Source organism: Burkholderia sp. 22088, from assembly GCF_052045915.1.
In the GTDB taxonomy this organism is placed as follows: domain Bacteria; phylum Pseudomonadota; class Gammaproteobacteria; order Burkholderiales; family Burkholderiaceae; genus Burkholderia; species Burkholderia cepacia.
In genome coordinates, this window is sequence record NZ_JBQEPY010000005.1 from 337,956 (window position 1) to 361,368 (window position 23,413).

Annotated in this window: 21 protein-coding genes; 11 read left to right on the forward strand and 10 right to left on the reverse strand. The window is 67.5% G+C overall.

Features of this window, described 5'->3' with window-relative positions; genetic code table 11:
* Positions 1-261: 261 nt before the first annotated feature.
* Positions 262-1,389: a 4-hydroxyphenylpyruvate dioxygenase family protein gene (locus tag ACTJLD_RS12290; protein ID WP_021162738.1), complete on the forward strand. Its 1,128-nt coding sequence runs from the start codon at positions 262-264 to the stop codon at positions 1,387-1,389.
* Between the two features lie 46 nt (positions 1,390-1,435).
* On the opposite strand, the gene ACTJLD_RS12295 is transcribed toward ACTJLD_RS12290, so the two are convergent.
* The 5 genes from ACTJLD_RS12295 to ACTJLD_RS12315 all read right to left on the reverse strand — a co-directional run bounded on the left by ACTJLD_RS12295 (position 1,436) and on the right by ACTJLD_RS12315 (position 6,844).
* Complete coding sequence (locus ACTJLD_RS12295) at positions 1,436-2,671, reverse strand: NADH:flavin oxidoreductase (protein WP_060085267.1); 1,236 nt, start codon at positions 2,669-2,671, stop codon at positions 1,436-1,438.
* 177 nt (positions 2,672-2,848) lie between these two features.
* Entirely contained in the window at positions 2,849-4,189 is a 1,341-nt protein-coding gene (locus ACTJLD_RS12300) for a type II toxin-antitoxin system HipA family toxin (protein ID WP_440658861.1), read from the reverse strand.
* A 2-nt stretch (positions 4,190-4,191) separates the two neighbouring features.
* Positions 4,192-4,632, reverse strand: coding sequence for a helix-turn-helix domain-containing protein (locus ACTJLD_RS12305; RefSeq protein WP_440658862.1), 441 nt, complete (start codon positions 4,630-4,632; stop codon positions 4,192-4,194).
* 152 nt (positions 4,633-4,784) lie between these two features.
* Positions 4,785-5,909, reverse strand: a complete 1,125-nt coding sequence (gene ribBA, locus ACTJLD_RS12310; protein WP_440658863.1) for a bifunctional 3,4-dihydroxy-2-butanone-4-phosphate synthase/GTP cyclohydrolase II — start codon at positions 5,907-5,909, stop codon at positions 4,785-4,787.
* Positions 5,906-6,844, reverse strand: coding sequence for an alpha/beta hydrolase (locus tag ACTJLD_RS12315; protein ID WP_124544655.1), 939 nt, complete (start codon positions 6,842-6,844; stop codon positions 5,906-5,908). Before ACTJLD_RS12315 ends, ribBA begins: the two co-directional genes overlap by 4 nt.
* A gap of 281 nt (positions 6,845-7,125) precedes the next feature.
* On the opposite strand from ACTJLD_RS12315, the gene ACTJLD_RS12320 reads away from it, so the two are divergent.
* Positions 7,126-8,316, forward strand: a complete 1,191-nt coding sequence (locus tag ACTJLD_RS12320) for a helix-turn-helix transcriptional regulator (protein WP_021162732.1) — start codon at positions 7,126-7,128, stop codon at positions 8,314-8,316.
* 191 nt (positions 8,317-8,507) lie between these two features.
* Here ACTJLD_RS12320 and ACTJLD_RS12325 read toward each other — a convergent pair whose 3' ends face one another.
* The 5 genes from ACTJLD_RS12325 to ACTJLD_RS12345 all read right to left on the reverse strand — a co-directional run bounded on the left by ACTJLD_RS12325 (position 8,508) and on the right by ACTJLD_RS12345 (position 12,074).
* Entirely contained in the window at positions 8,508-9,173 is a 666-nt protein-coding gene (locus ACTJLD_RS12325) for a cation diffusion facilitator family transporter (RefSeq protein WP_440658865.1), read from the reverse strand.
* A gap of 178 nt (positions 9,174-9,351) precedes the next feature.
* Complete coding sequence (locus ACTJLD_RS12330) at positions 9,352-9,927, reverse strand: DinB family protein (RefSeq protein WP_027791594.1); 576 nt, start codon at positions 9,925-9,927, stop codon at positions 9,352-9,354.
* 177 nt (positions 9,928-10,104) lie between these two features.
* On the reverse strand, positions 10,105-10,950 hold the full coding sequence (locus ACTJLD_RS12335) for a PhzF family phenazine biosynthesis protein (protein WP_321840185.1): 846 nt from the start codon (positions 10,948-10,950) through the stop codon (positions 10,105-10,107).
* A gap of 54 nt (positions 10,951-11,004) precedes the next feature.
* The gene (locus ACTJLD_RS12340; protein ID WP_321840184.1) at positions 11,005-11,634 is read right to left on the reverse strand and encodes a LysE family translocator; all 630 of its coding nucleotides are present in this window, start codon (positions 11,632-11,634) and stop codon (positions 11,005-11,007) included.
* A 35-nt stretch (positions 11,635-11,669) separates the two neighbouring features.
* Positions 11,670-12,074 carry a VOC family protein gene (locus tag ACTJLD_RS12345; RefSeq protein ID WP_027791597.1) on the reverse strand — a complete coding sequence of 135 codons (405 nt, stop codon included), beginning with the start codon at positions 12,072-12,074 and terminating at the stop codon, positions 11,670-11,672.
* A 133-nt stretch (positions 12,075-12,207) separates the two neighbouring features.
* On the opposite strand from ACTJLD_RS12345, the gene ACTJLD_RS12350 reads away from it, so the two are divergent.
* The 9 genes from ACTJLD_RS12350 (at position 12,208) to ACTJLD_RS12390 (ending at position 23,359) form a co-directional block, all read left to right on the forward strand.
* A complete protein-coding gene (locus ACTJLD_RS12350) occupies positions 12,208-13,554 on the forward strand; it encodes an aminotransferase-like domain-containing protein (protein ID WP_060170907.1) in 1,347 nt (448 codons plus the stop codon).
* A gap of 174 nt (positions 13,555-13,728) precedes the next feature.
* Complete coding sequence (locus ACTJLD_RS12355) at positions 13,729-14,748, forward strand: DNA-binding protein (protein ID WP_440658866.1); 1,020 nt, start codon at positions 13,729-13,731, stop codon at positions 14,746-14,748.
* Between the two features lie 543 nt (positions 14,749-15,291).
* Complete coding sequence (locus ACTJLD_RS12360) at positions 15,292-15,912, forward strand: TetR/AcrR family transcriptional regulator (RefSeq protein ID WP_440658868.1); 621 nt, start codon at positions 15,292-15,294, stop codon at positions 15,910-15,912.
* Between the two features lie 234 nt (positions 15,913-16,146).
* Positions 16,147-17,205, forward strand: a complete 1,059-nt coding sequence (locus ACTJLD_RS12365; protein ID WP_440658869.1) for an NADP-dependent oxidoreductase — start codon at positions 16,147-16,149, stop codon at positions 17,203-17,205.
* Positions 17,206-17,298: 93 nt separating this feature from the next.
* Positions 17,299-17,598 carry a putative quinol monooxygenase gene (locus ACTJLD_RS12370; protein WP_059694835.1) on the forward strand — a complete coding sequence of 100 codons (300 nt, stop codon included), beginning with the start codon at positions 17,299-17,301 and terminating at the stop codon, positions 17,596-17,598.
* A gap of 148 nt (positions 17,599-17,746) precedes the next feature.
* Positions 17,747-18,202, forward strand: a complete 456-nt coding sequence (locus ACTJLD_RS12375) for a (2Fe-2S)-binding protein (RefSeq protein ID WP_021162722.1) — start codon at positions 17,747-17,749, stop codon at positions 18,200-18,202.
* 1 nt (position 18,203) lies between these two features.
* The gene (locus ACTJLD_RS12380) at positions 18,204-20,438 is read left to right on the forward strand and encodes a molybdopterin cofactor-binding domain-containing protein (RefSeq protein ID WP_440658872.1); all 2,235 of its coding nucleotides are present in this window, start codon (positions 18,204-18,206) and stop codon (positions 20,436-20,438) included.
* A 15-nt stretch (positions 20,439-20,453) separates the two neighbouring features.
* A complete protein-coding gene (locus ACTJLD_RS12385) occupies positions 20,454-21,761 on the forward strand; it encodes a c-type cytochrome (protein ID WP_440658873.1) in 1,308 nt (435 codons plus the stop codon).
* Between the two features lie 152 nt (positions 21,762-21,913).
* The gene (locus ACTJLD_RS12390) at positions 21,914-23,359 is read left to right on the forward strand and encodes an NAD-dependent succinate-semialdehyde dehydrogenase (RefSeq protein ID WP_060207320.1); all 1,446 of its coding nucleotides are present in this window, start codon (positions 21,914-21,916) and stop codon (positions 23,357-23,359) included.
* Positions 23,360-23,413: the final 54 nt, after the last annotated feature.

Consider the following 23,413-nt stretch of genomic DNA (forward strand, 5'->3'; position numbering starts at 1 on the left):
CGCCGTACGGCGGCAATCGGCCAATCGGGCAGAGTGCGCGATTATCGTACAAGTCCGTGCGATTATCGAACGCTTTTCGGGTTTGCACTAGGCGGCGCGACGATATCCCGTTTGGCCAGGGTGTGCCGCCGTGAACGATCTGGTTAAAATCTGCAGCATTGAGAACTTGCCCGTTCGGGGCGGATGCGGTCGCCACGCTGGCCGCGTTTGCCGCCAGCGACGGGCGCCATCCCCATCGAACGCATGCCCCCGGAGACTGGAATGCCCGGCAATTCCCACCCCCTGTCCAGCGATACGCCGCCCGTTGCCGATCCGGCCGCCAATCCGCTCGGGATGGCCGGCCTCGAATTCGTCGAATTCGCGGCGCCGGTGCCCGAGGCGCTCGCGCAGCGCTTCGAGCAGCTCGGGTTCAAGGCGATCGCGCGGCATGTCAGCAAAAACGTCACGCTCTACCGGCAAGGTCAGATGCATTTCCTGATCAACGCCGAACCCGATTCGTTCGCCGCGCGCTACGCGGAGGAATACGGGATGGGTGTCTGCGCGATCGGGCTGCGCGTGGCCAGCGCCCGGCGCGCGTTCGAGCGGGCGATCGAGCTCGGTGCGTGGGCGTTCGAAGGCGAGAAGGTCGGCGTCGGCGAGCTGAAGATCCCCGCGATCCAGGGCATCGGCGATTCGCACCTCTATTTCGTCGACCGCTGGCGCGGGCGCGACGGCCAGCGGGGCGGCGTCGGCGACATCTCGATCTTCGACATCGATTTCCGGCCGATCGACATCGCGACCGCGCATACCGATCTCGACTGCGTGGGCGTCGGGCTGCAGCAGGTCGATCATTTCACGCAGACCGTCGGCGCGGGGCGCATGCGGGAGTGGCTGGATTTCTACCACGACCTGCTGCATTTTCGCGAGATCCACGAAATCGACGCGCACTGGCATGTGTCGGAGGAATCGCGTGTGATGGTGTCGCCGTGCGGCGCGGTGCGGATTCCGGTCTACGAGGAAGGCACGCGGCGCACCGAGCTGATGCACGCGTATCTGCCCGACCATCCGGGCGAGGGCGTGCAGCACGTCGCGCTGGCTACCGACGACATCCTGTCCTGCGTCGATGCGCTGCGGGCGAACGGCGTCGAATTCATCGAGCCGCCGGCCCGCTATTACGATGACGTCGACGCGCGGCTGCCGGGGCACGGTGTCGATCTCGACGCGCTGCGCCGTCGCGCGGTGCTGGTCGACGGCGAGATCGGCGGCGACGGCGTGCCGAGGCTGTTCTTCCAGACTTTCGTCAAGCGCCGGCCGGGCGAGATCTTCTTCGAAATCGTGCAGCGCAAGGGACACCACGGGTTCGGCGAAGGCAATCTCGCGGCGCTCGCCCGCGCGCGCGACGCCGGCTGAGCGACGCCGGCGCCCGCATCGGGCGTCCCGCGCCCCGCGTCGCACCTCACGCGCCGGCGGCCGGCACCCGGTTCGGCGCGGGGTCGTTCGGCTCGTGCAGGACGCACGCGGTGCCGCCCGGCGTGTACATCGACACGACACAACGGTTGCACGACGTGCAGCCCGACTGCGCGAGCCGGCCGTCGCGCAGTCCGTTGACGAAATCCGGCTCGAACACGAGCGCGCGGGCGAGCGCGACCGCATCGAACCCTTCGCGCATCGCCAGCTCGACGTTCCCGCGCGAACGTACGCCGCCGAGGTAAGCGAGCGGCATCCGGACGGACGCGCGCACCTTCCTCGAGTGCTCGAGGAAATACATCTCGCGAAACGCGCCCATCTTCGGCTCGGTGAGTTTCTGCAGCGCCATCGCCGCACGCACGATCGCGTTGTCGGCGTTCGCGCGCGCGTCGCCGGGCAACGGGCTGCCGAACAGCTGCCACACCGATTCGACGTTCATCCCGCCGCTGAGCACGAGCAGGTGCGCGCCTTCGGCTTCGAGCCGCCGCGCGATCCCGCATGCGTCGTCGGCGGTTCCGCCGCCGCGCACGCCTTCGGTCACGCCGATCTTGCAGACGACGGCGAGATCGCGGCCCACCGCGTCGAGCACGCGGCGCAGCACCTCGGCAGGGAAAGCGGCGCGCCGTGCCGCGTCGCCGCCGTACGCATCGCGGCGGCGGTTGTACAGCGGCGACAGGAACTGGCTGAGCAGATAGCCGTGCCCCATGTGGATCTCGACCGCATCGAAGCCGGCGTCGCGCGCATGGCGTGCGGCCTGCGCGAATTCGTCGGCGACCGCGGACATCTGGTCGCGCGTCATCGCCTGCTTCAAAAAGCGGCCGCTCATCACGCCGACCTTGTTGAAACCGCCCGATGCGCTCAACGGCCGTCGGGTCGACAGCGACGGCAGGAACGTGAAGCAGCCGCCGTGCGTGATCTGCGCGGAGGCGGCGGCGCCGTGGCGATGGACGGCGTCGGTCAGCGCGCGGAACTGGCGGACCGTCGGCACGTCGAGCCGTGCCTGGTCGACGAACGTGCGTCCGTCGTCGCTGATCGCGCAGTACGCGACGGTCGTCAGCGCGGCGCCGCCTTCGGCGATGCGTTCGTGAAAACGGACGAGCGCGCGCGACGGCACGCCGTTCGGCGTCATGCCCTCGTTGGTGGCTGACTTGATCAGGCGGTTGCGCAGCGTCAGCGGGCCGATCTGCAGCGGGCTGAACGCGGTCGTGAGGTCGGCGGATTCCATGAGGGGCGGGGGGCGGGATTGGGCACGGCGACCATTGTGCGGCGGTGGCGCAGGCGCGCATCGTCCGGGTGGACGAGCCCGGCACAACCCGTTCCGGGCGCGCCCCGATTCAGTACATCGAAGCGCTCCACCGGACGCCAAAGCCCGCCCCGAGCCCGACCACCCGCCGTCGATCCGTCACGCGAGATCGCCTGCCCGGAGCTTGCGGACCTGCCGCCGCATCCCGTCGAAGATCGCATCCGCCACGTCCACCGGAAATTCCGCCGGGATCTGCGCCGCCGCTTCCGCGATCGCGGGTTCCGTACGAGCGACGACGGCCGCCATCGCGGCGTGCACGTCGTCTTCGGTCAGGCCGACGCGTCGGCCCTGTGCGATCCAGTGGCGCGGCTGGATCTCGCCGATCACGTAGTGCCGGTTCTTCCCGCACACGGCCATCGCGAGCCGCGCGCGGCGCGGCGGAAGCTGGTTGCGGCGCGTGCCGATGATCGGATGCGCGGACAGCACGTCGTACAGCGGCGTGCTGCGGTACGTGTTGCCGGGCAGGTGCGCGATGCTGAAGTTCTTCGCATGCCCGTCGATCGCCGCCAGCACCCAGAACACGAGCTGCGCGACGAAGAAATTCATCCGGTCGGGCGCGGCGTCGGCCGAATTGGCGAGGATGCCCATGATCGTGTCGATGCCCGGGCCGCCGTCGGATTCGTATTTCGCGCCCGACGGCGTGCCGGTCGCCTGGCACATGTCCTCCTGCGGCAACCGCAGGATCCACGTGCGGTCGCGCGAAGCACGCCGGTCGAAGCGCTCGACGATCAACGCCTTCTGGTCGTCGAACCGGCCGATGTCGCACGCCGCGACCGGCAAGCCGTACGCGGCGACGAGCTTCGCGCACAGCCATTCGTTTTCGACGGACGTCCGCATGTCGGCCTGCATGTTCCCGACACGCCCGAGCGGCAGCTTGAAGATGTGCGTCGTCGGCGTGCTGCCCGACGGCCGCAGCCAGCGGTTTCCCTGGCGCAGCAATGCCGTCTTTTCCTGCGCGCCGGCAATCGACAGGCGCAGGTCGCCTTCCGGCTCCGCATGGCCGGGCAGCGGCGCGGCGGTCGCGTGACGCAGCACCTCGGCGACGGCCGCATCGTCGAGCGTCACGCCGTCGATCGTCTCGAGATCGATGGGCGTTTCGCCGGGCGGCAGCATCTGGATCGCGCCGACGCAATCGCGGCCGATCGACGCGAGCAGATCGAACGGCGCCGTCGACCGGAGCCGGTAACGCTGCGCGATGCGGCGCCGGATCGGCTCGCTGTCCGGCAGCAGGTTGTCGAAATAATCGGCGACGATCGCGCCCTGGTGCGGCTGGTTGCCGGGCGTGAAGGGCAGCGACAGCGACAGCGGCCGCCCCTGTGGATCGTCGAGCCAGGCCGGCAGGTAGACGAGACGCTCGACGCCGCGCCGGACTTCCCAGTAGCCCACCGGAATGCCGTTCATCCACAGGTCGAGCCGGTCGTGACGGGCACGCGTGGCCATCGTCACCAGTCCTCCCGCTTCGAAACCCGTGGCTTGCCGGGTGTTGCCGTCGCGGGCTGCTTGCGCGCGGCGCCGGCCGCAGGCCGGGCTGGATTTTTGGCGGCCGTGGTGCCGCGCGCCGCATCCGGCTTGCGTTTGCTCGCGGCGGGTTGGCGGACCGCCGGCGCGGCATCGGCATCGGCATCGGCATCGGGCGCAGGATCGGCCGATGCCGCCGAAGCGTCCTGCGTGCCCGGCGCGAGCGTCATGCGCACGCCGAGTGTGTTCAGCACCTTGAAGAGCCGCTCGATGCTGACCGCCGACGGGTTGGCTTCGAGCTGCGCGTAGGATTGCTGCGTGACGCCCAGGCGGGCGGCCAATTGCGCCTGCGTGAGCCCCGCGGATTTCCGGAAGCCGACGAGTATCGGGCGCAGCTGGGTCAGGGTCTGGACAGGAAAGGCCATCGGGCGCTCCGCGGAATGACAGGCGATCGTTTGTAATCGGAAAATACAATCTACAGCATGTATTGTCAAAATACAAACCAAAGACTGTATCCAACGAAAACAAACGATAGCCTGTCAAGCGGGCAACCCGCCGACCATTCCGCGGCAACGCATCACGCCGCCCGCAGCGGGTTCGCATGCGCGCTTCGCGCGCTTTCCGGATCGTCGTCGCCGAGCGGAATGAACGCCATGATCTCCAGGTCGTGTCCCGACAGCGCGGGCAACCGGAACGGGCTCGACAGCACGTTCAGCCGCCGCACGCCGAGCTCGCGCAGGATCTGCGAGCCGATTCCCGTCACGCGTCCGTCGCGGCGCGCATGGCCGGCCGGCATCCGCATCGCGTCGCGGCGCATATCGCAGTCGAGCAGCACCGCGACCCCGCAGCCGGCCGCGTCGATCCGTTGCAGCGCGGCATGCAGCGGCCACGAATGCGCGGACGGCTCCGCATCGAGCAGTTCGAGCAGCGAATGGCATTCGTGCACGCGCGTCAGCACCGGCGTCGACGGATCGGGCTCGCCGCGCACGAGCGCGAGATGCGGCGCGCCGTGCACGGTGTCGCGATACTCGATCGCACGGAATCGCCCCCACGGCGTATGCAGCGGCCGCTCGCCGACGCGTTCGACGAGCGATTCGTGTTCGCGCCGGTAATGGATCAGGTCGGCAATGGTGCCGATCTTCAGCCCGTGATGCGCGGCGAACGCCTTCAGCTCGGGCAGCCGCGCCATCGTGCCGTCGTCGTTCATCACCTCGCAGATCACCGATGCGGGCGTGAGCCCCGCGAGCGCCGCGAGATCGCAGCCGGCCTCGGTGTGCCCCGCGCGCACGAGCACGCCGCCCGGGCGCGCGACGATCGGGAACACGTGGCCCGGCTGGACGAGGTCGTCGGGGCGGGCGCCGGCCCGCACCGCCGCGCGAATCGTATGCGCGCGATCGGCCGCCGAAATGCCGGTCGTCACGCCTTCGGCCGCCTCGATGCTGACGGTGAACGCGGTGCCGAACGGCGTACCGTTGTGATCGGCCATCGGCGGCAGGCGCAACTGCTCGCAACGCTCGGCGGTCAGCGTCAGGCAGATCAGCCCGCGCCCGAAGCGCGCCATGAAATTGATCGCTTCCGGCGTCACGTGATCGGCCGCGATCACGAGATCGCCTTCGTTCTCGCGATCCTCTTCGTCGACGAGCAGGACCATGCGGCCCGCACGCAGCTCGTCGACGATCTCCCGCGTGCCGGCGATGCTCATGGCGCCTCCGTCGCGTCGAACGCGCGGCGCAGCGCGTCGGCGCCGAAGGTCAGCACGCGGTCGGCCGCATCGATCGCGCCGAGCATGCTGGCGAAACCGTGAAGCTGGCCCGGCCAGCGCACGACGGTCACCGGCGTGCCGGCCTGTGCGAGACGCAGCGCATACGCTTCGGCCTCGTCGCGCAGCGGATCGAATTCGGCGCTGACGATCGTCGCCGGCGCCGCGCCCGCGACGTCCGGCGCGGCAAGCGGGCTTGCAAGCGGCGATGCGCGATCGGCGCCGTCGTCGAAATAGTGGCGCTTGAACCAGCGCATCATGTCCGCCGTCAGGAAATAGCCGTTGCCGAGCGATTCGTACGACGGATGCTCGGTCGCGCAATCGACGACCGGATACAGCAGCAGCTGGTGCGCGATCGCGATGCCCGAGCCGCGCAACTGCAGCGCGGCGACTGCCGCAAGATTGCCGCCGGCGCTGTCGCCGGCGACCGCCAGCGCGCCGGTGCGTGCGCCGAGATCGCGCGCGCTGGCGGCGGCCCAGCGCACGGCGTCGCACGCATCGTGCGCGGCGGCCGGGAAACGCGCCTCGGGCGCGAGCCGGTAGTCGACCGACAGCACGAGCGTGCGCGCACGGGCCGCGAGGCTGCGGCACAGGTTCGCGTGCGAATCGATGCCGCACGCGACGAAGCCGCCGCCGTGGAAGAACACCGTCAGCGGCAACGGCCCGTCGGCAGCGGGCCGATACAGCCGTGCGGACAACTGACGGCCCGATGCGGGAATCTGCCAGTCCTCTTCGGCGGCGACGGCATCGCCCGGGGCGAACGCGCCGCCGGCGGCGAGACTCGCGCGATACGCGGGAACGGTGAGCTGCGCGAAATCGATCGCGGGTGCCTGGGCGAACGCGGCGAGCAGCGCCTGCGCCTGTGGGTCGAGCGGCATGGGGGCTCCTGTCTGAATCGGATGCGGTTTGAATCAGGTAAACCCGTGTCGCGGTTTTCCCTGAGTCCGTGCCGGACGCTTGCCGGCACGGCCTGACGGGCATTCCAGCGTAGCGGGCAGGGCGCCACATCATCCGATCGGACGATGGTTGGTTCGCCCGGATGGCCAATTCTCACCATTCAGTAAATCTCCCGATGACGCCGGAATTTAGACGCGTCTTAATCATGGCGGCGCGGTTGGGTCGCGTCGGAAACATGTCGTATGGAGGATGGAGCGTGCTGATGGAGACGAGATGGGCTCCGCAAGAGAGCCAGGCAACCAGTGACGAGGCCGACATCGGCGTCGCCGATTTCAGCGAGCTGATGGCGCGCATCTACCAGGGCCCGCTGGAAACGCCGCCGTGGGCGGGCGCGCTCGAACTGGTTCGCCGGTTGCTGCAGGCCAACTACGTGACGCTGATCCTGCGCGCGGCCGCGAGCGACCGCCGCGCGCCGCTGTCCGTGCACGCATCGGAATACGGCCCGGTCGTGCCGGGTGACGGCGAAGCGTCGTACAACAACTACTACTATTCGCTCGATCCGTTCGTCGGCCTGCCGGCCGATCGCGTGGTCACGGTCGACGACGTGTTCGGCGACACGGGCTGGCTGTCGAGCGAACTGTACAAGCAGTTCCTGAAGCCGCAGGACGTGCGCTACATCCTCGGCGCGGATCTCCGCACGCCGTCGGGCGTCGAGTGCCGGTTCCGCGTATGCCGCAACCATGCTTCGAAACAGTTCTCCGCGCGCGACAAGGCGATCTGCGCGCTGCTGCTGCCGCACCTGAAGCGTGCGGTCGAGCTGCATTCGCGGCTCGACACGGCCGAAGTCGAGCGCTCGATCTACGCGAACGCGATCAACCGGATGCAGATCGGCACGATCACGCTCGACGAGAACGGCACGATCATCGACATGAACAGCGTCGCCGACGAGATCCTGAAGCAGAACAACGGTCTGACGATTGCGCGCGGCACGATCGAGGCGACCGACGCGCAGGAGAACCGCACGCTCAAGCGGCTGATCCGCCACGCGGTGATGGGGCATCACGGCACGGCCGCGGCGACCGTCGAGGCGATGCCGATCACGCGCAGCTTCGACAAGCCGCGCCTCGGGCTGCTGGTGCGCACGGTGCTGCTGTCCGACTGGTCGGAGGACAACAAGCGGCGGCCGGCCGTCACGCTGTTCCTGCGCGACCCCGACCGCAAGCCGCAGGGCGCACAGGAAATCATCCGCAAGCTGTTCGACCTGACGCCGGCCGAGACGTCGCTCGCTCTGCTGCTGACGAACGGGCTGACGCTCGAGGAGGCCGCGGAGGAATCGGGGATCAGCAAGAACACGGCGCGCACGCACCTGCGCGCGATCTTCTCGAAGACGGGCGTCACGCGCCAGGCGACGCTCGTACGGATTCTGCTCGGGAGCGTCGTGCCGCTCGGGTAAGCGGCAGCCGACGCCGATTCATCGGAACCGGCCGCATTCGTCCGGCGATACATCGGCAACGATCGACGTGGCACGTGTCACGGTAGCGACGACATCACGCGAAAGAGGCTCGCACCCGCGCGAACCGCTCCTTCATTCAGCGCAGCCGCTCGCGGAGACCGGATGCCCGACGCCGGCGCTGCCGGGCGCGTTCACGACCCGCGCGTGGAACGACCCGCCCACGACGCCAGCGCCGGCCACTGCGCGCAACCGCGCCGGATGAAACCGGCGCCCGTGCGGATCACGAGCGCGCCGATCGCGAGCGCGGCCAGGTCGTCGAGACGGCCGAAGCCGATCCGTGCCGCGCCCATCGCGAGCGCCGCCAGCAGCGACGCCAGCGCATCGGTCCGGACATGCCAGCCGCTCGCCTCGAGCAGCGCGGAGCCCGTCTCGCGCGCCTTGCGCAGCATCCAGTGCGACAGCGCGGCCTTGCCGGCGAGCGTGACGGCGACGAGCGCGAGCGTCGTCATGCCCGGCTGTACGACGGGCGGCGCAACGAACCGGTTCGTCGCGTGCCAGATCATCTGCGCGCCGGTCGCCACGAGCAATGCGCCGAGGCCCGCGAGCGCAAGCGGCTCGCAGGTCGGGCGCCGTTCCGGCGGCAGGCGCGCGTCGAGCCGGCATGCAACGAGGATCAGCGCATCGGCTGCGAGATCGATCGCCGCGTGCGCGACGTCCGCGAGCAACCCCGACGAATGCGCGGACCATGCCGCGACCGTCTCGACGACGAGCAGCAGCAGGTTGATCGCAAGGCTGGCGGCGAGGGCACGGGACGTGGCCGCATAAACGTGGGGCGTGGCGCGCGACGTGCGCTGCATGGCGGATTCGTCTGTCGAAAGCGTGGGTCAGACCCGAACGCTACCGGGCGACGGTGGCAGATCAATGACAGGCGACGGTCGCGACGCGACCAGTCAGCGATGCGCATCCGGCGGTCTCCGCGGCCCACACAGATGCGAGACAAGTTGCCGGCGTGCGCCGGGTCGGCCGAACAGGCGCTCACCGGGCATCGCGATAGTGATCCCTGATGAATACGGGAAGATCGTTTGACGGTGGCGCGAAAGGCACCTGATACATCATGTCGCCGACAAATCCGCGGTGATAGGTGGCGTGATTGACGACATGCAGCACGATTTGCTCGCGGGTCATGACGCCTTCTCCTCCGCCAACAAACTCGAAATGAACGGCTTTCGCGAGATCCGCGTCCGACCAGGTGTCGACAAGATTGATGTACCAGCGGTCCATTTCCTGAACCGCTTTCCAAAGATCGGAAACGGCAGGCGTGTGGTCGGTGTTGCGCGAGGTGTAGGTGTGCTTCTTTCCTTGCAGATGATGTCTGAAAATGTCGTCGACCACGTAGACATGATTCAAGGTATGCACCATGTTTCCGAACCGCGTCGGTCTCTGCCGAAGGGCTTCGCCAGCCGGCAGGTCCATCACGCTCTTGAACGTCAGTCCATTCGCCCAGGACTTGTAGCGCACCAGCATTCTTAAGGTGTCTGCCGCCGAGGCGGGCAGTGTGATGCGATCGGTGGTTACGGATGGAGCAATCGGGTTCTGCGGGGGGGCAGACATGCTGAACTCCTTGCGTGTTTTCGAGCGTCAGAACAGTGCTCAGGTTGATCCGGTGCTGTCGCGTCACGCCGGCAAGCAGTCTTGCGAGCAAGCTGTTCAGCGTATGGGGCGACCCGGACAGGCGTTATGTGCGCCAGTTCGCCCGAACATCAGGTTGCAGCTTTCTCGTTTGCCTTTTCAAAGGCCGTGAAGCCGGCCTTCGACGTGCGTGCGAGTCTTGCCGCCGACCCAGATTTGGCCAGCCTCGTCGCGGGTCAAATGAATGCGGCCATGGCGGCCGAGGCGTGTCCCCTGGGCGGCGACATAGTCGTCCTCAACCACACCTGTCGCGAACAGCCACTGCGCCATTGAAGCATTGAGGCTTCCAGTAACTGGATCTTCGACGATAGCGCCCAGATGGTCGCTGAAGAAGGCGCGAACCTCGAAGGCCGCGTTGCCGCCTGTTGCATGAGGGCCAATAACGCCGACATCGATCCGGCCGGGCCAACTGCGGAGCGGATTGAGGGCAAGCACCGTCTCCGCCGACACCAGCCTGATGCCCAGCCATCCGGGGCCGTTATCGATCCAGGCGGCATCGAGGACATCGCCCGATTCGATCCCCAGCAGTCGCCGAGCCTGATCCAATTCATCCTGTGTTGGCGCACCGGAGCGGATCAGCGGCGGGGCGGCGAAGGAAAGCCGCTCGTGATTGCGTCGGATCGGAACCAGCCCGGCGCCGCATTCCTGGACGATTTCCGCTTCGCTCTTCGGCACGCGGCCCGTCGAGAGCCACGCATGACAACTGCCGAGCGTCGGGTGCCCGGCAAAAGGCATCTCCCTGTCCAGCGTGAAGATCCTGACCCGGTAGTCAGCCTCAGGATGCGTGGGTGGCAAGAGAAAAGCGGTCTCGGACAGGTTGAACCACCGCGTCAACCGCTGCATGTCATCCGTTGCCAGGGCATCGGCACCGATAACGACCGCCAGCGGATTGCCCGAAGACGGCCCGGCGCCGAAGACATCGATCATATGGATCGCAAAGGTCATGACATCGCTCTTTCAATTCAGATCAGTTCGTGAGGGCGCCGACAAGCCGGGATATCAACGTTGCCAGGCAAGCAGCCGGACTCCCGCAACGGCGAACACCGCGGATAGCGTGCCTTCAATCCAGCGCCGGGGGCGGGTATACAGGGCGATCATCCGAGCGGTCGAGAAGAGGACCGCATAACCACCAAACACGATGACGGCGAGGAACGCGCAACCACCGATGATCGCCGGCAAGGTACCGCCGGAGGCATGCTCCGGAAGCCCAAGTGACATGATTGCCATCCAGGCCAGAACCGCCTTCGGGTTTCCGATATGCATGAGAATGCCCTGGCGGTAGAGCCGCCGATAGCGAGGTGTCGAGCGTCCCGGTTCCATCTTCGCGAAGTCGGAGCCCGGTTTCAGCGCCGACCTCCCCGTGCGGAACGCCAGGTAGAGCAGGTAGACACCACCCACCATCTTGATGACGAAAAGCGCCTCGGCATAGGCCGCCAGCACGGCGGAAACACCGGTCGCCGCCAGGATCGCCCAGAAGAGTGAGCCCGTGATGACGCCTGCCGCCAGAACGAGGGCAGGCAGGCGGCCGTCACGCATCGCTGTTCCCATGATCGCCATGTTGCTCGGCCCGGGGCTGGCGGTGGCGATGAGATAGGTGCCGTAGGCGAGTGCGATCTGACTGGCGATCATTCGAGTTTCTCCAGAGATGCGGGGCGTCTCCAGCGTTATGGCTGGAGGTCTCCGCGATGAACGATATGGATCTTGTTCCCGTCAGGGTCGCGCAGATACGCGCCGAAGTAGCCGTCACCGTAGCGGGGGCGTAACCCGGGTGCACCGTCGTCCGTCCCGCCGTGCTCAAGACCCTTCGCGTAGGCCGTGTTCACGGCTTCTTGCGACGGGGCCAGAAAGGCGACCATGCTGCCGTTGCCGATGGTCGCCGGCTCTCCATCGTAAGGAATGTAGACATAGAAGCGCGGCAGCGGCGTTTGACCGGTTACCCAGCAAAGCGCCGGAGGCCCGCCATCGGACGTGACGACGCGACGCTTCAGTCCGAGCGGAGCGAGTACAGCGTCATAGAAACGGCCTGCCCGCCCAAGATCACGCGCCCCAACAGTTACATGGCTGAACATTTGACTCTCCACGCGCCCGTCGTGGCGATCAGGCGCCTCCAGAAATGCATGACTTCATCCAATCACATCGCACATGTTACGCTTGTTGTTTATATAAATAGTGTCACGTGACACTAATATCTAGGCGGCGAACATGCTCCTGCAATCTCCCTGGTCACCACGGCTTGCCGACATCGAGGCGAATACCGCCGAGCGGTTGGTCCTCGCCCTGGCCGACGACATCGTCGAGGGGCGGCTGACGGGAGGCGACCGCCTGCCCGCTCATCGCGATCTCGCGTTGAAACTGGGGATTGGCCTTGGTACGGTGACGAAAGCCTATGCCGCGCTTGAACGGCGCGGCCTGACGCGCAGCATCAAGGGCCGGGGAACCTTCGTGGCGATTCGCCAGGCGCATCAGGATCGACAGATCGACCTTTCGTCCAATGTGCCGCCAGCCATGCTCAACGCTCGCTTGCTGGCGCGAACATTGACGGGGATCGCACGCAAGATCGATGCGGACCACCTCAATCTCTATGCCCCGCCCGCTGGGCATATGGAGCACCGACGTGTGCTGGCTCGCTGGCTCGAAACGCTGGGCCTGATGGTGGAACCGTCTCATCTGGTGCTAACGAGCGGCGCCCGCCAGGCGCTATCGTTGGCGTTCGATCTTGCCTGCGGCTCGCAAGGGCTGCTTCTGACCGAGCGGATTACCTATCCGGGCGCGATCGCGCTGGCTCGGCGCAACGGATATCGGATGCAAGGCGTCGAGACCGACGCGCAAGGGATGGTGCCGGGGGCACTGGCGGACGCACTCGACGGCACCGCATCGACCGGCAGCAAGGCGGTCTATCTCACGCCGACGCTGCACAACCCGACCACTGCGACGATGGGCACGGAACGAAGGCAGGCCATCGTGGATATATGCCGCCGGGTGGGCGCGTGGATCATCGAGGACGGCGTCTATGCGTCGGCAGAGCAGGCTTCGCCACCGCTTGCGGCATTGGCGCCCGAGATCGCCTTTCATGTGAACGGACTGTCCAAATCGCTTGGCCCCGGTTTGCAGATCGGCGTGCTCGCGCTGCCGGCCGGACTCAACGACGCAGCGGAGGACGCGCTGCGGGACCTGCCAATGGCGCCGTCGCCGCTCTCTTGCGCAGTGGTTGAGGAATGGCTGGCCACCGACGTCATCTCCTCGATCCAGCGGGATCTGCACCATGAGGCGCGGCGTCGATCCAATCTGGCCATCTCTCTGCTCGGCGCGAGCGAACTGGTCTCGCATCCCGGCGCCTACAACGCCTGGCTGCCGATGGAGCGCGATGCTGCCAATCGTGTCGCATCCGTCGCTGCAGCGATGCATATCAAGTTGACCCCTCCGGAATCCATGATGGTGAACCCGGAAGATCGGGCGAGCGGAATCCGACTTTGCCTCGGCGGCCCGTCGTTCGACGATCTGACGGAAGCACTGACCCTTCTGGCAGGGCTGCTGAAGCAGCGCGCTTGACGCCACCGGGCGAGCACCGTACTGGCCGACGGCCGCGCGCCGCATACCGGCGGGGACATACCGATATTCCACGATCTCGACATTATAGAAATAATGTCAAATCCATAAATCGACATAATTGTATTTTTAACGGTTTACGTTATATTATTGACGAAATTGCCACCGAAACCCGCCATGTCCGATCTCGCCGCCGACGAATCCCGCCTGACCGCCGAAATCGAGCGCCTCAAGGCCGACTTCCCGAAAACCCGCGAGCTGTATCGCGAAGCCTGCGCGCTGCTGTTCTTCCGCTTCGGCATCACGCCCACCGCGAACCGCCTGTACCAGCTCGTTCGCAAGGGCAGCATGAGCACGCCGACGGCCGTGCTCGGCGAGTTCTGGGCCGAGCTGCGGGAAAAGAGCCGCGTCCGCATCGAGCATCCCGACCTGCCGGCCGATCTGCAGGCGGCCGCCGGCGAACTCGTCGCGGCGCTATGGAATCGGTCGAGCGCCGACGCGGCCGCCGCGCTCGACGCATTGCGCGCGGAAGTCGAAGCCGAACGAACGGCGGCGAAGGCGGAAGTCGCGGCACTGCAGGCTGAGCTGGCCCGCACCGAAACCGCGCTGGAGCAACGCACGGCCGCGCTGCTGGCCGCACAGGTGCGCATTCAGGAACTGGAGCAGACGAGGGCGGCCGACGAGGCATCGCGGCAAGCGCTGCAAGCGGACATCGAGCGCCTGACAGCCGACAACGCGGAAGGCGACCGTGCACTCGTGCAGGCCCGTGCGGATTTCACCACCCAGCTTGACCGGTTACGCGACGACGCCGGCCGGGCCGAGGAACGCTTGCGTGCGTCGGAGAAGCGGGCGCTCCAGGAGATCGATCGAGAGCGGCTCGCCGCCGCGCGACTGCAAAAGGAGCTCGATGCCGTGACATCGCGCACGGAGCAACGCGATGCGCAGCAGCGGAAAGATGTTGCCGCGCTGCAGGCGCAACTGGGCGACGCGCTGCATCGATGCGGCGTGCTTCAGGGGCAGCTCGATGCTGCGCAGGCGGCCGATGCGGCGCGCGGCAAGGAACTCGATGCACTGCGGCGCGAGATGACGGTGCTCGTGCGCCGCGCGCCGCTGCGTGGCGCGAAGGCGGCACCGGCCGCGCAACGGGACGAGCAACGGGCACGCACGAGAAAGCGTGCTGACGAAGCGCCGCGCTGACGGCGCGGCCGCGAGCGTGCATCAGCCGATGGCGATGCACGCCAACAGCCGGCAAGCAGGCAATCGAGACGGCTGCACGCCCGATCGCCCACCCACCCAACGTTACCGGTCAACTTGCCATATACCGCGACGGCAGCGTCGGCTCTGGTGGACAAAATCTGTTCATGGGAACAACAAAATCGTGGTCTGACCACTGGATTATTCCGGTAGAGAAATGAGTTTGAACATCATGGATCAGGATATTCGGAATATGCTCTGTCGCTACCGTAATCGAGATATCGGTTTGCAACAGCTTCGCGCGTGGTTGGACAGCCAGGGAGCGCGTGTCGAGGCCCAAATTCCACGAGTTATGCGGAAGCTCGATGAATCGCCCGCGACGAAACCGGGTCGTGCGCGTGACGCCGCGTGCGCGGCAACGCGGAGCGAGGAAAGGAAGGTCGGCGCAACGTTTGGGGGCCCGGCGCGGATCGGGTAAAGTGCCGCTCAACATACCGGATCGACGCCGCTAGACGACCGGTCTAATCGTTGCTAACATACGCCACCATGAATGCATCTTCAGGCGCCGAAGTCCGCCAGCACATCCTGAATATCGCCAAGCCGATCATGCTCCACAAGGGGTTTTCGGCGGTCGGCCTGAACGAGATTCTCGCTGCGGCGGGCATCCCGAAGGGCTCGTTCTACCATTACTTCGGCTCGAAAGAGGCATTCGGCGAAGCGCTGCTCGAAGCGTATTTCGACAGCTATCACGCGCATCTCGACAACCTGTTCAAGCATCAGGCCGGCACCGGCGCCGAGCGCCTGATGACGTACTGGCGCAACTGGCTGCACACGCAATGCGCGGACGATCCGCAAGGCAAGTGCCTCGCGGTGAAGCTCGGCGCGGAAGTGTCGGATCTGTCGGAAGCGATGCGCGCGGTGCTGCGGCAGGGCACGAGCCAGATCATCGAGCGGCTCGCAGGCGGCATCGAGGCCGGACTGGCCGATGGCTCGCTGAGCGGGATCGCCGATCCGTCGCACACGGCCGCGATCCTCTACGAAATGTGGCTGGGCGCGACGCTGCTGGAAAAGATTCACCGCGACCGCAAGCCGCTCGAAAGGGCGATGGTCGAAACGCGGCGCATGCTGAACCTGCCGCCGGCCGAGCATGGCGGCGCACAGTCGTAACCCGGGCGCGCATCGGCGCGCCTTGTTTTTGTCCTGACTCTAGACGACTGGTCTACTCAAGCAAGTATGACGAACGTGCCACGCCGCGTTACGCTGTTCCCCATTGTTTCAAGCGCCCGCACGCAGCCGCGACGGCCCGACCGCCGACGTTGCAGCATGCAGGCGTCTCCGCTGCTCCACCCTTGATCCGATCGTGCCCACGAAGCACGTCCATTCCTGTTGACGGAGGCTCACATGCCGCAAAGCAAGACCGCAAACCGCCAGATCGTCCTGAATTCGCGCCCGGTCGGCGCGCCGACGCCGGGCAACTTCCGCACCGAATCCGGTGCCGTGCCGACGCCCGGTGCCGGCCAGGTGCTGCTGCGCACGGTCTGGTTGTCGCTCGACCCGTACATGCGCGGCCGGATGAGCGATGCGCCGTCCTATGCGCCGCCGGCCCAACTCGGGCAGCCGATGGTCGGCGGCACCGTCAGCCAGGTCGTGTCGTCGAACCTGCCCGCGTTCCGCGAAGGCGACCTCGTGGTCGCGGGCGCCGGGTGGCAGGACTATGCGCTGTCCGACGGCCGCGACCTGATTCCGCTCGGCCGCGACGTCGCGCATCCGTCGTACGCACTCGGCGTGCTCGGCATGCCGGGCTTCACCGCCTACACGGGGCTGCTGAAAATCGGCGAGCCGAAGGCCGGCGAAACCGTGGTCGTCGCGGCGGCAAGCGGCGCGGTCGGCGCGGTGGTCGGCCAGATCGCCAAGCTGAAGGGCTGCCGCGTGATCGGTGTCGCGGGCGGCGCCGACAAGTGCGCCTACGTGACCGATACGCTCGGTTTCGACGCGTGCGTCGATCACCGCGACCCGGCATTCGCCGCGAAGCTGAAGGACGCATGCCCGAACGGCATCGACGTCTATTTCGAGAACGTCGGCGGGGCCGTGTTCGACGCGGTGTGGCCGCTGCTCAACGATCACGCGCGCGTGCCGGTATGCGGGATCATCGCGCACTACAACGACGCGGCGTATGACGACACCGCGGTGTCGACCGGCCGCGATCGCGTGCCGGCACTGATGGGCACGATCCTGCGCAAGCGCATCCGGATGCAGGGGTTCATCATCCTCGACCACTATGCGACCGGTTATGCACCGTTCCTGAAAGAGATGAGCGAATGGGTTGCGCAGGACAAGGTGAAGACGCTCGAGGACGTCGTCCCCGACCTGGCCGACGCGCCGGAAGCGCTGATCGGCTTGCTGGCCGGCAAGAACTTCGGCAAGGTCGTCGTGCGCGTGGGCCCGGACGAACTGGCCTGATATCGCGGCACGGCAAACCACGACGATTGCACGCTGGCGTCGCGCGACGCCGGCTTGTGGCATGCTCGATTTCGATTCAAAAGGAGTGACAAGATGGCGCTTCACGTGATTGCGTCCCTGTACCTGAAACCCGAACACGCGGAGGCCGCCGAAGCCGAGCTGCGCAGCATGGTCGCGAAAACGCGCGCCGAGCCGGGCAACCGGCGCTACGACCTGTTCCGCGAACAGGACGGTTCGCCCAACCTGCACCTGTACGAGATCTACGACGACCAGGCTGCGTTCGACGCACACCTCGCGAGCCCGTATTTCGGCGAATTCCGAGTGAAATCGGCCGACTGGTTCGCGGCGCCGGCGGTCATCAAGGTGCTGTCCGGCATCGACGTGGCCGAGTAACGAAGCAGCACCCACGCCGCGGCCCGCTCCGCCCCGGGCCGCGCGGCAGCCGTCTCGCCCGGCAACGGCGAAGACAGCGACGAAATCGAAAACCCCGCGCGGCGCGCGATGCGCGTCGTTTCCCCAATACACCGGCCCCGGAGGCTGAATGGTCACCCTCAACATCAACGGCGAAACCCGCACGGTCGACGCCCCCGACGACATGCCCTTGCTCTGGGTGCTGCGCGACGTCGTCGGCCTCACCGGCACGAAATTCGGCTGCGGGATCGCGCAATGCGGCGCGTGCACCGTGCATCTCGACGGCGTCGCCGCGCGCTCGTGCGTGCTGCCGGTCGCGGCCGTCGCGGGCCGCAAGATCACGACGATCGAAGCCGTCGGCGCGACGCCGGCCGGCCACAAGGTCCAGCAGGCGTGGCGCGAGCTCGACGTCGTCCAGTGCGGCTATTGCCAGTCGGGGCAGGTGATGGCCGCTACCGCGCTGATCGCATCGAACCCGAACCCGAGCGATGCCGACATCGACGCGGCAATGGCCGGCAACATCTGCCGCTGCGGCACGTACAACCGGATTCGCGCGGCCGTGAAGCAAGCCGCGAAGGAGGCATGACATGTCGCGAGGACTGATCGAAGCAGGCAAGGCCGCTGGACAAGCCGCCGGCGCGGGCGTGTCGCGCCGTTCGTTCCTCAAGCTCGGCATGTCGCTGGGCGCGGCGGCGGGCGGTGGCCTGCTGCTCGGTTTCAGCCTGCCGGCGGCAGGCGACGATGCGCGCCGGTCGGTGATCGGTGGCGACGGCGATGAAACCGCGCGGGCAGGCGTGTTCGCACCGAACGCGTTCGTGCAGATCGACCGCGCCGGCAAGGTCACGCTGGTGATGCCGAAAGTCGAGATGGGGCAGGGCGTCTACACGGCGCTGCCGATGCTGATCGCCGAGGAACTCGAAGTGCCGCTGTCGAGCGTGACGCTCGACCATGCGCCGCCGAACGAGAAGCTCTTTCTCGATCCGCTGCTCGGCGGCCAGCTCACCGGCGGCTCGACGTCGGTACGCTACGCATGGGAGCCGCTGCGCCGCGCGGGCGCGACCGCGCGCACGCTGCTGGTCGCGGCCGCCGCGAAGCAATGGAACGTCGATCCGGCATCCTGCCGTGCGGTGAACGGCGAAGTGCAGCATCCGCCGAGCGGCCGGCGCGTGTCGTACGGCCAGCTCGCCGACGCCGCCGCGAAGCTGCCGGTGCCGAAGGACGTCGCGCTGAAGAAGCCGGCGGATTTCAAGCTGATCGGCACGCCCGCGAAGCGGCTCGATTCGCCGGAGAAGGTCGACGGCACCGCGCAGTTTGGGCTCGACGTGCGGCTGCCCGGCATGCTGTACGCGGTGATCGTGAACAGCCCGGTGTTCGGCGGCACGGTCGCGAGCATCGACGATACGGCCGCGAAGAAGATTCCGGGCGTGCGCCAGGTCGTGCGCGCGGACAACGCGGTCGCGGTCGTCGGCGATCACACCTGGGCCGCGAAGCGCGGCGCATCGGCGCTGGTCGTGAAGTGGAACGAAGGCGCGGGCGCGAAGGTATCGACGAAGGACATCGTCGCCGATCTCGCACAGGCCGCGGCGAACGGCAAGGGTGCCGTCGCACGCAAGGACGGCGACGTCGGCAAGGGTTTCGCGGATGCGAAGACGCGCGTCGACGCCGTGTACGAGCAGCCGCTCCTCGCGCACGCGACGATGGAGCCCGTGAACTGCACGGTGCACGTGCGCGCCGACGGCTGCGAGATCTGGGTCGGCACCCAGGTGCCGACGCGGGCGGTCGACACCGTGCAGAAGCTCACGAGCTTTCCGCCGGAGAAGATCGTCGTGCACAACCACCTGCTCGGCGGCGGCTTCGGCCGGCGCCTCGAGACGGACATGATCGGCCAGGCGGTGAAGATCGCGAAGCAGGTCAACGCGCCGGTGAAGGTGATCTGGACGCGCGAGGAAGACATCCAGCACGACATGTACCGCCCGTACTACTACGACCGGATCTCGGCCGGCCTCGACGCGAACGGCAAGCCGATCGCGTGGCAGCACCGGATCGTCGGCTCGTCGATCCTCGCGCGCTTCGCGCCGCCCGCGTTCCAGCACGGTGTCGATCCCGACGCGGTCGAGGTGGCCACCGACCTGCCGTACGACCTGCCGAACCAGCTGATCGACTACGTGCGCCAGGAGCCGCGCCACGTACCGACCGCGTTCTGGCGCGGCGTCGGGCCGACGCGCAGCACGTTCGTCGTCGAGAGCTTCATCGACGAACTGGCCGCGCAGACCAAGACCGACCCCGTGCAATACCGCCGCGCGCTGCTCGGCAAGACGCCGCGCGCGCTCAACGTGCTCGACGTCGCGACGAAGGCGGCCGGCTGGGGCCCGTCGCTGCCGACGGGGCAAGGGCGCGGCGTGTCCGTGATGCACGCGTTCGGCAGCTTCTTCTCGATCGTCATCGACGTCGCGGTGGACAACGGCGAGGTGCAGGTCAAGCGCGTCGTGTGCGCGGTCGATTGCGGCATGTCCGTCAACCCGAACACGATCGAGGCACAAGTGCAGGGCGGCATCATCTTCGGGATCACCGGCGCGCTGTACGGCGAGATCACGATCGAGGACGGCCGTGTCGTGCAGAGCAATTTCACCGATTACCGGATGCTGCGGATCAACGAGACACCGCCGATCGAGGTGCATCTGGTGAAAAGCGGCGAAGCGCCGGGCGGGATCGGCGAACCGGGCACGGCCGCGACGGCCGCGGCATTGTCGAACGCGATCTTCGCGGCGACCGGCAAGCGGCTGCGCAAGCTGCCGGTCGGCGACCAGCTGAAGACGGCTTGAGGGGAGGCGACGATCATGCGAAACCTCACCCTGAATACGTTCCGTGCATCGCTGCTCGCGCTGTCCGCCATGCTGGCCGGCCCGGCCGCTCAGGCCGCTCAGGCCGCGCAGACGGCACCGGCCGACAGCGCGCTCGTCGCGCGCGGCGCGTACCTCGCGAAAGCGGGCGACTGCGTTGCGTGCCACACCGCGCCGCGCGGCACGCCGTTCGCCGGCGGCCTGAAGATGGTCACGCCGATGGGCGCGATCTACACGACCAACATCACGCCCGATCCGGAAACGGGCATCGGCGGCTACACGGAAGCCGAGTTCGCCGGCGCGCTGCGCAAGGGCGTCGCGAAGGACGGCCACAACCTGTATCCGGCGATGCCGTATCCGTCGTACGCGAAGCTGAAGGACGAGGACGTGAAGGCGCTGTACGCGTACTTCATGCACGGCGTCGAACCGGTGAAGCAGGCGAACCGGCCGTCCGACATCCCGTGGCCGCTCAACATGCGCTGGCCGCTCGCGTTGTGGAACATGGTGTTCCTCGACACGACGCCTTACGCCGACAAGCCGGCCAAGGACGCGATGTGGAACCGCGGCGCGTATCTCGTGCAGGGGCTCGGGCACTGCGGGTCGTGCCACACGCCGCGCGGCGTCGGCTTCCAGGAGAAGGCGCTCGACGAAGGCGGCGCGGCGTTCCTGTCGGGTGCGCCGATCGACAACTGGTTCGCATCGAACCTGACCGCCGAGCCCAACACGGGGCTCGGCCGCTGGAACGAGGCCGAGGTCGCGCAGTTCCTGAAGACCGGCGCGAACCGCCATGCGACCGCGTTCGGTTCGATGGTCAGCGTGATCAACCACAGCACGCAGGCCCTCACGGACGACGATCTGGCGGCCATCTCCCGTTACCTGAAATCGCTGCCGGCGGCAGGCGGCACGGGCGCGCCGCCGTACCGCTACGATCCGAAGGCGACGCAGGTCGCGCTGGGCCGGCCGGCAGCCGATCCGGGCGCGAAGGTGTATAACGCTTACTGCCTGCATTGCCACGGCGCGGACGGGCGCGGCTACGCGCCGCTGCTCGCGCCGCTCGCCGGCAACCCGAACGTCCTCGAAGGCGATGCCGCGTCGCTGATCAACGTGACGCTGAACGGCAGCGAGACGCTCGTGATCGATGGCGTGCCGTCCGCTTATCCGATGCCGGCGTTCTCGAATCAGTTGAACGACCGGCAGATCGCCGACGTGCTGACCTTCATGCGCGCCGGATGGAACAACGGCGCGCCGGCCGTGCAGGCGGCGGACGTCGCGAAACTCCGCAAGGCGACGGCGGCCGCGCGCTGAGCGCGACTCCATGCGGAACGATGGCGGGCCGGCGTGCCTGCCGTCGACGCCGCCGGGTGCGTGCCAGCCCCGGCGGCCTGGCTTTTTCTGTCAACCGGCGCGCGGCCGTTCGCGGCAGCGCGCGTTTATCGACGCAATGTAGGGGTGTCTGGATGGCTAACGTGACTTATACGGATACGCAACTGCTGATCGACGGCGAATGGGTCGACGCCGCGAGCGGCAAGACGATCGACGTCGTGAACCCGGCGACCGGCAAGCCGATCGGCAAGGTGGCCCACGCGGGCATCGCCGATCTCGACCGTGCGCTCGCCGCCGCGCAACGCGGCTTCGAGGCCTGGCGCAAGGTGCCCGCGCACGAGCGCGCGGCGACGATGCGCAAGGCGGCCGCGCTGGTGCGCGAACGTGCCGACGCGATCGCGCAGCTGATGACGCAGGAACAGGGCAAGCCGCTCACCGAGGCGCGCGTCGAAGTGCTGTCGGCGGCGGACATCATCGAATGGTTCGCGGACGAAGGCCGCCGCGTGTACGGCCGGATCGTGCCGCCGCGCAACCTCGGCGCGCAGCAGACCGTCGTGAAGGAGCCGGTCGGCCCGGTCGCCGCGTTCACGCCGTGGAATTTCCCGGTCAACCAGGTCGTGCGCAAGCTGAGCGCCGCGCTGGCAACCGGCTGCTCGTTCCTCGTGAAGGCGCCGGAAGAAACCCCGGCGTCGCCGGCCGCGCTGCTGCGCGCGTTCGTCGACGCGGGCGTGCCGAACGGCGTGATCGGCCTCGTGTACGGCGATCCGGCGGAAATCTCGTCGTACCTGATCCCGCACCCGGTGATCCGCAAGGTCACGTTCACGGGTTCGACGCCGGTCGGCAAGCAGCTCGCCTCGATGGCCGGCCTGCACATGAAGCGCGCGACGATGGAGCTGGGCGGTCACGCGCCGGTGATCGTCGCCGAGGACGCCGACGTCGCGCTCGCGGTGAAGGCCGCCGGCGGCGCGAAGTTCCGCAACGCGGGGCAGGTCTGCATTTCGCCGACGCGCTTTCTCGTGCACAACAGCATCCGCGACGAATTCACGCGCGCGCTGGTCAAGCATGCCGAAGGGCTGAAGGTCGGCAACGGCCTCGAGGAAGGCACGACGCTCGGTGCGCTCGCGAACCCGCGCCGGCTCACCGCGATGGCATCCGTCGTCGACAACGCGCGCAAGGTCGGCGCGCGCATCGAAACCGGCGGCGAGCGGATCGGCTCGGAAGGCAACTTCTTCGCGCCGACCGTGATCGCGGACGTGCCGCTCGAAGCGGACGTGTTCAACAACGAGCCGTTCGGCCCGGTCGCGGCGATCCGCGGTTTCGACAAGCTCGAAGACGCGATCGCGGAAGCGAACCGTCTGCCGTTCGGGCTCGCCGGCTACGCGTTCACGCGTTCGTTCGCGAACGTGCACCTGCTCACGCAGCGCCTCGAAGTCGGGATGCTGTGGATCAACCAGCCCGCGACGCCGTGGCCGGAAATGCCGTTCGGCGGCGTGAAGGACTCGGGCTACGGCTCGGAAGGCGGGCCGGAAGCGCTCGAACCGTACCTCGTCACGAAGTCGGTGACGGTGATGGCCGTCTGACGACCGTCTGACCGCCGACCGATCGCGTGCGCGGCGCCGCCGGCGCGGCGCGCG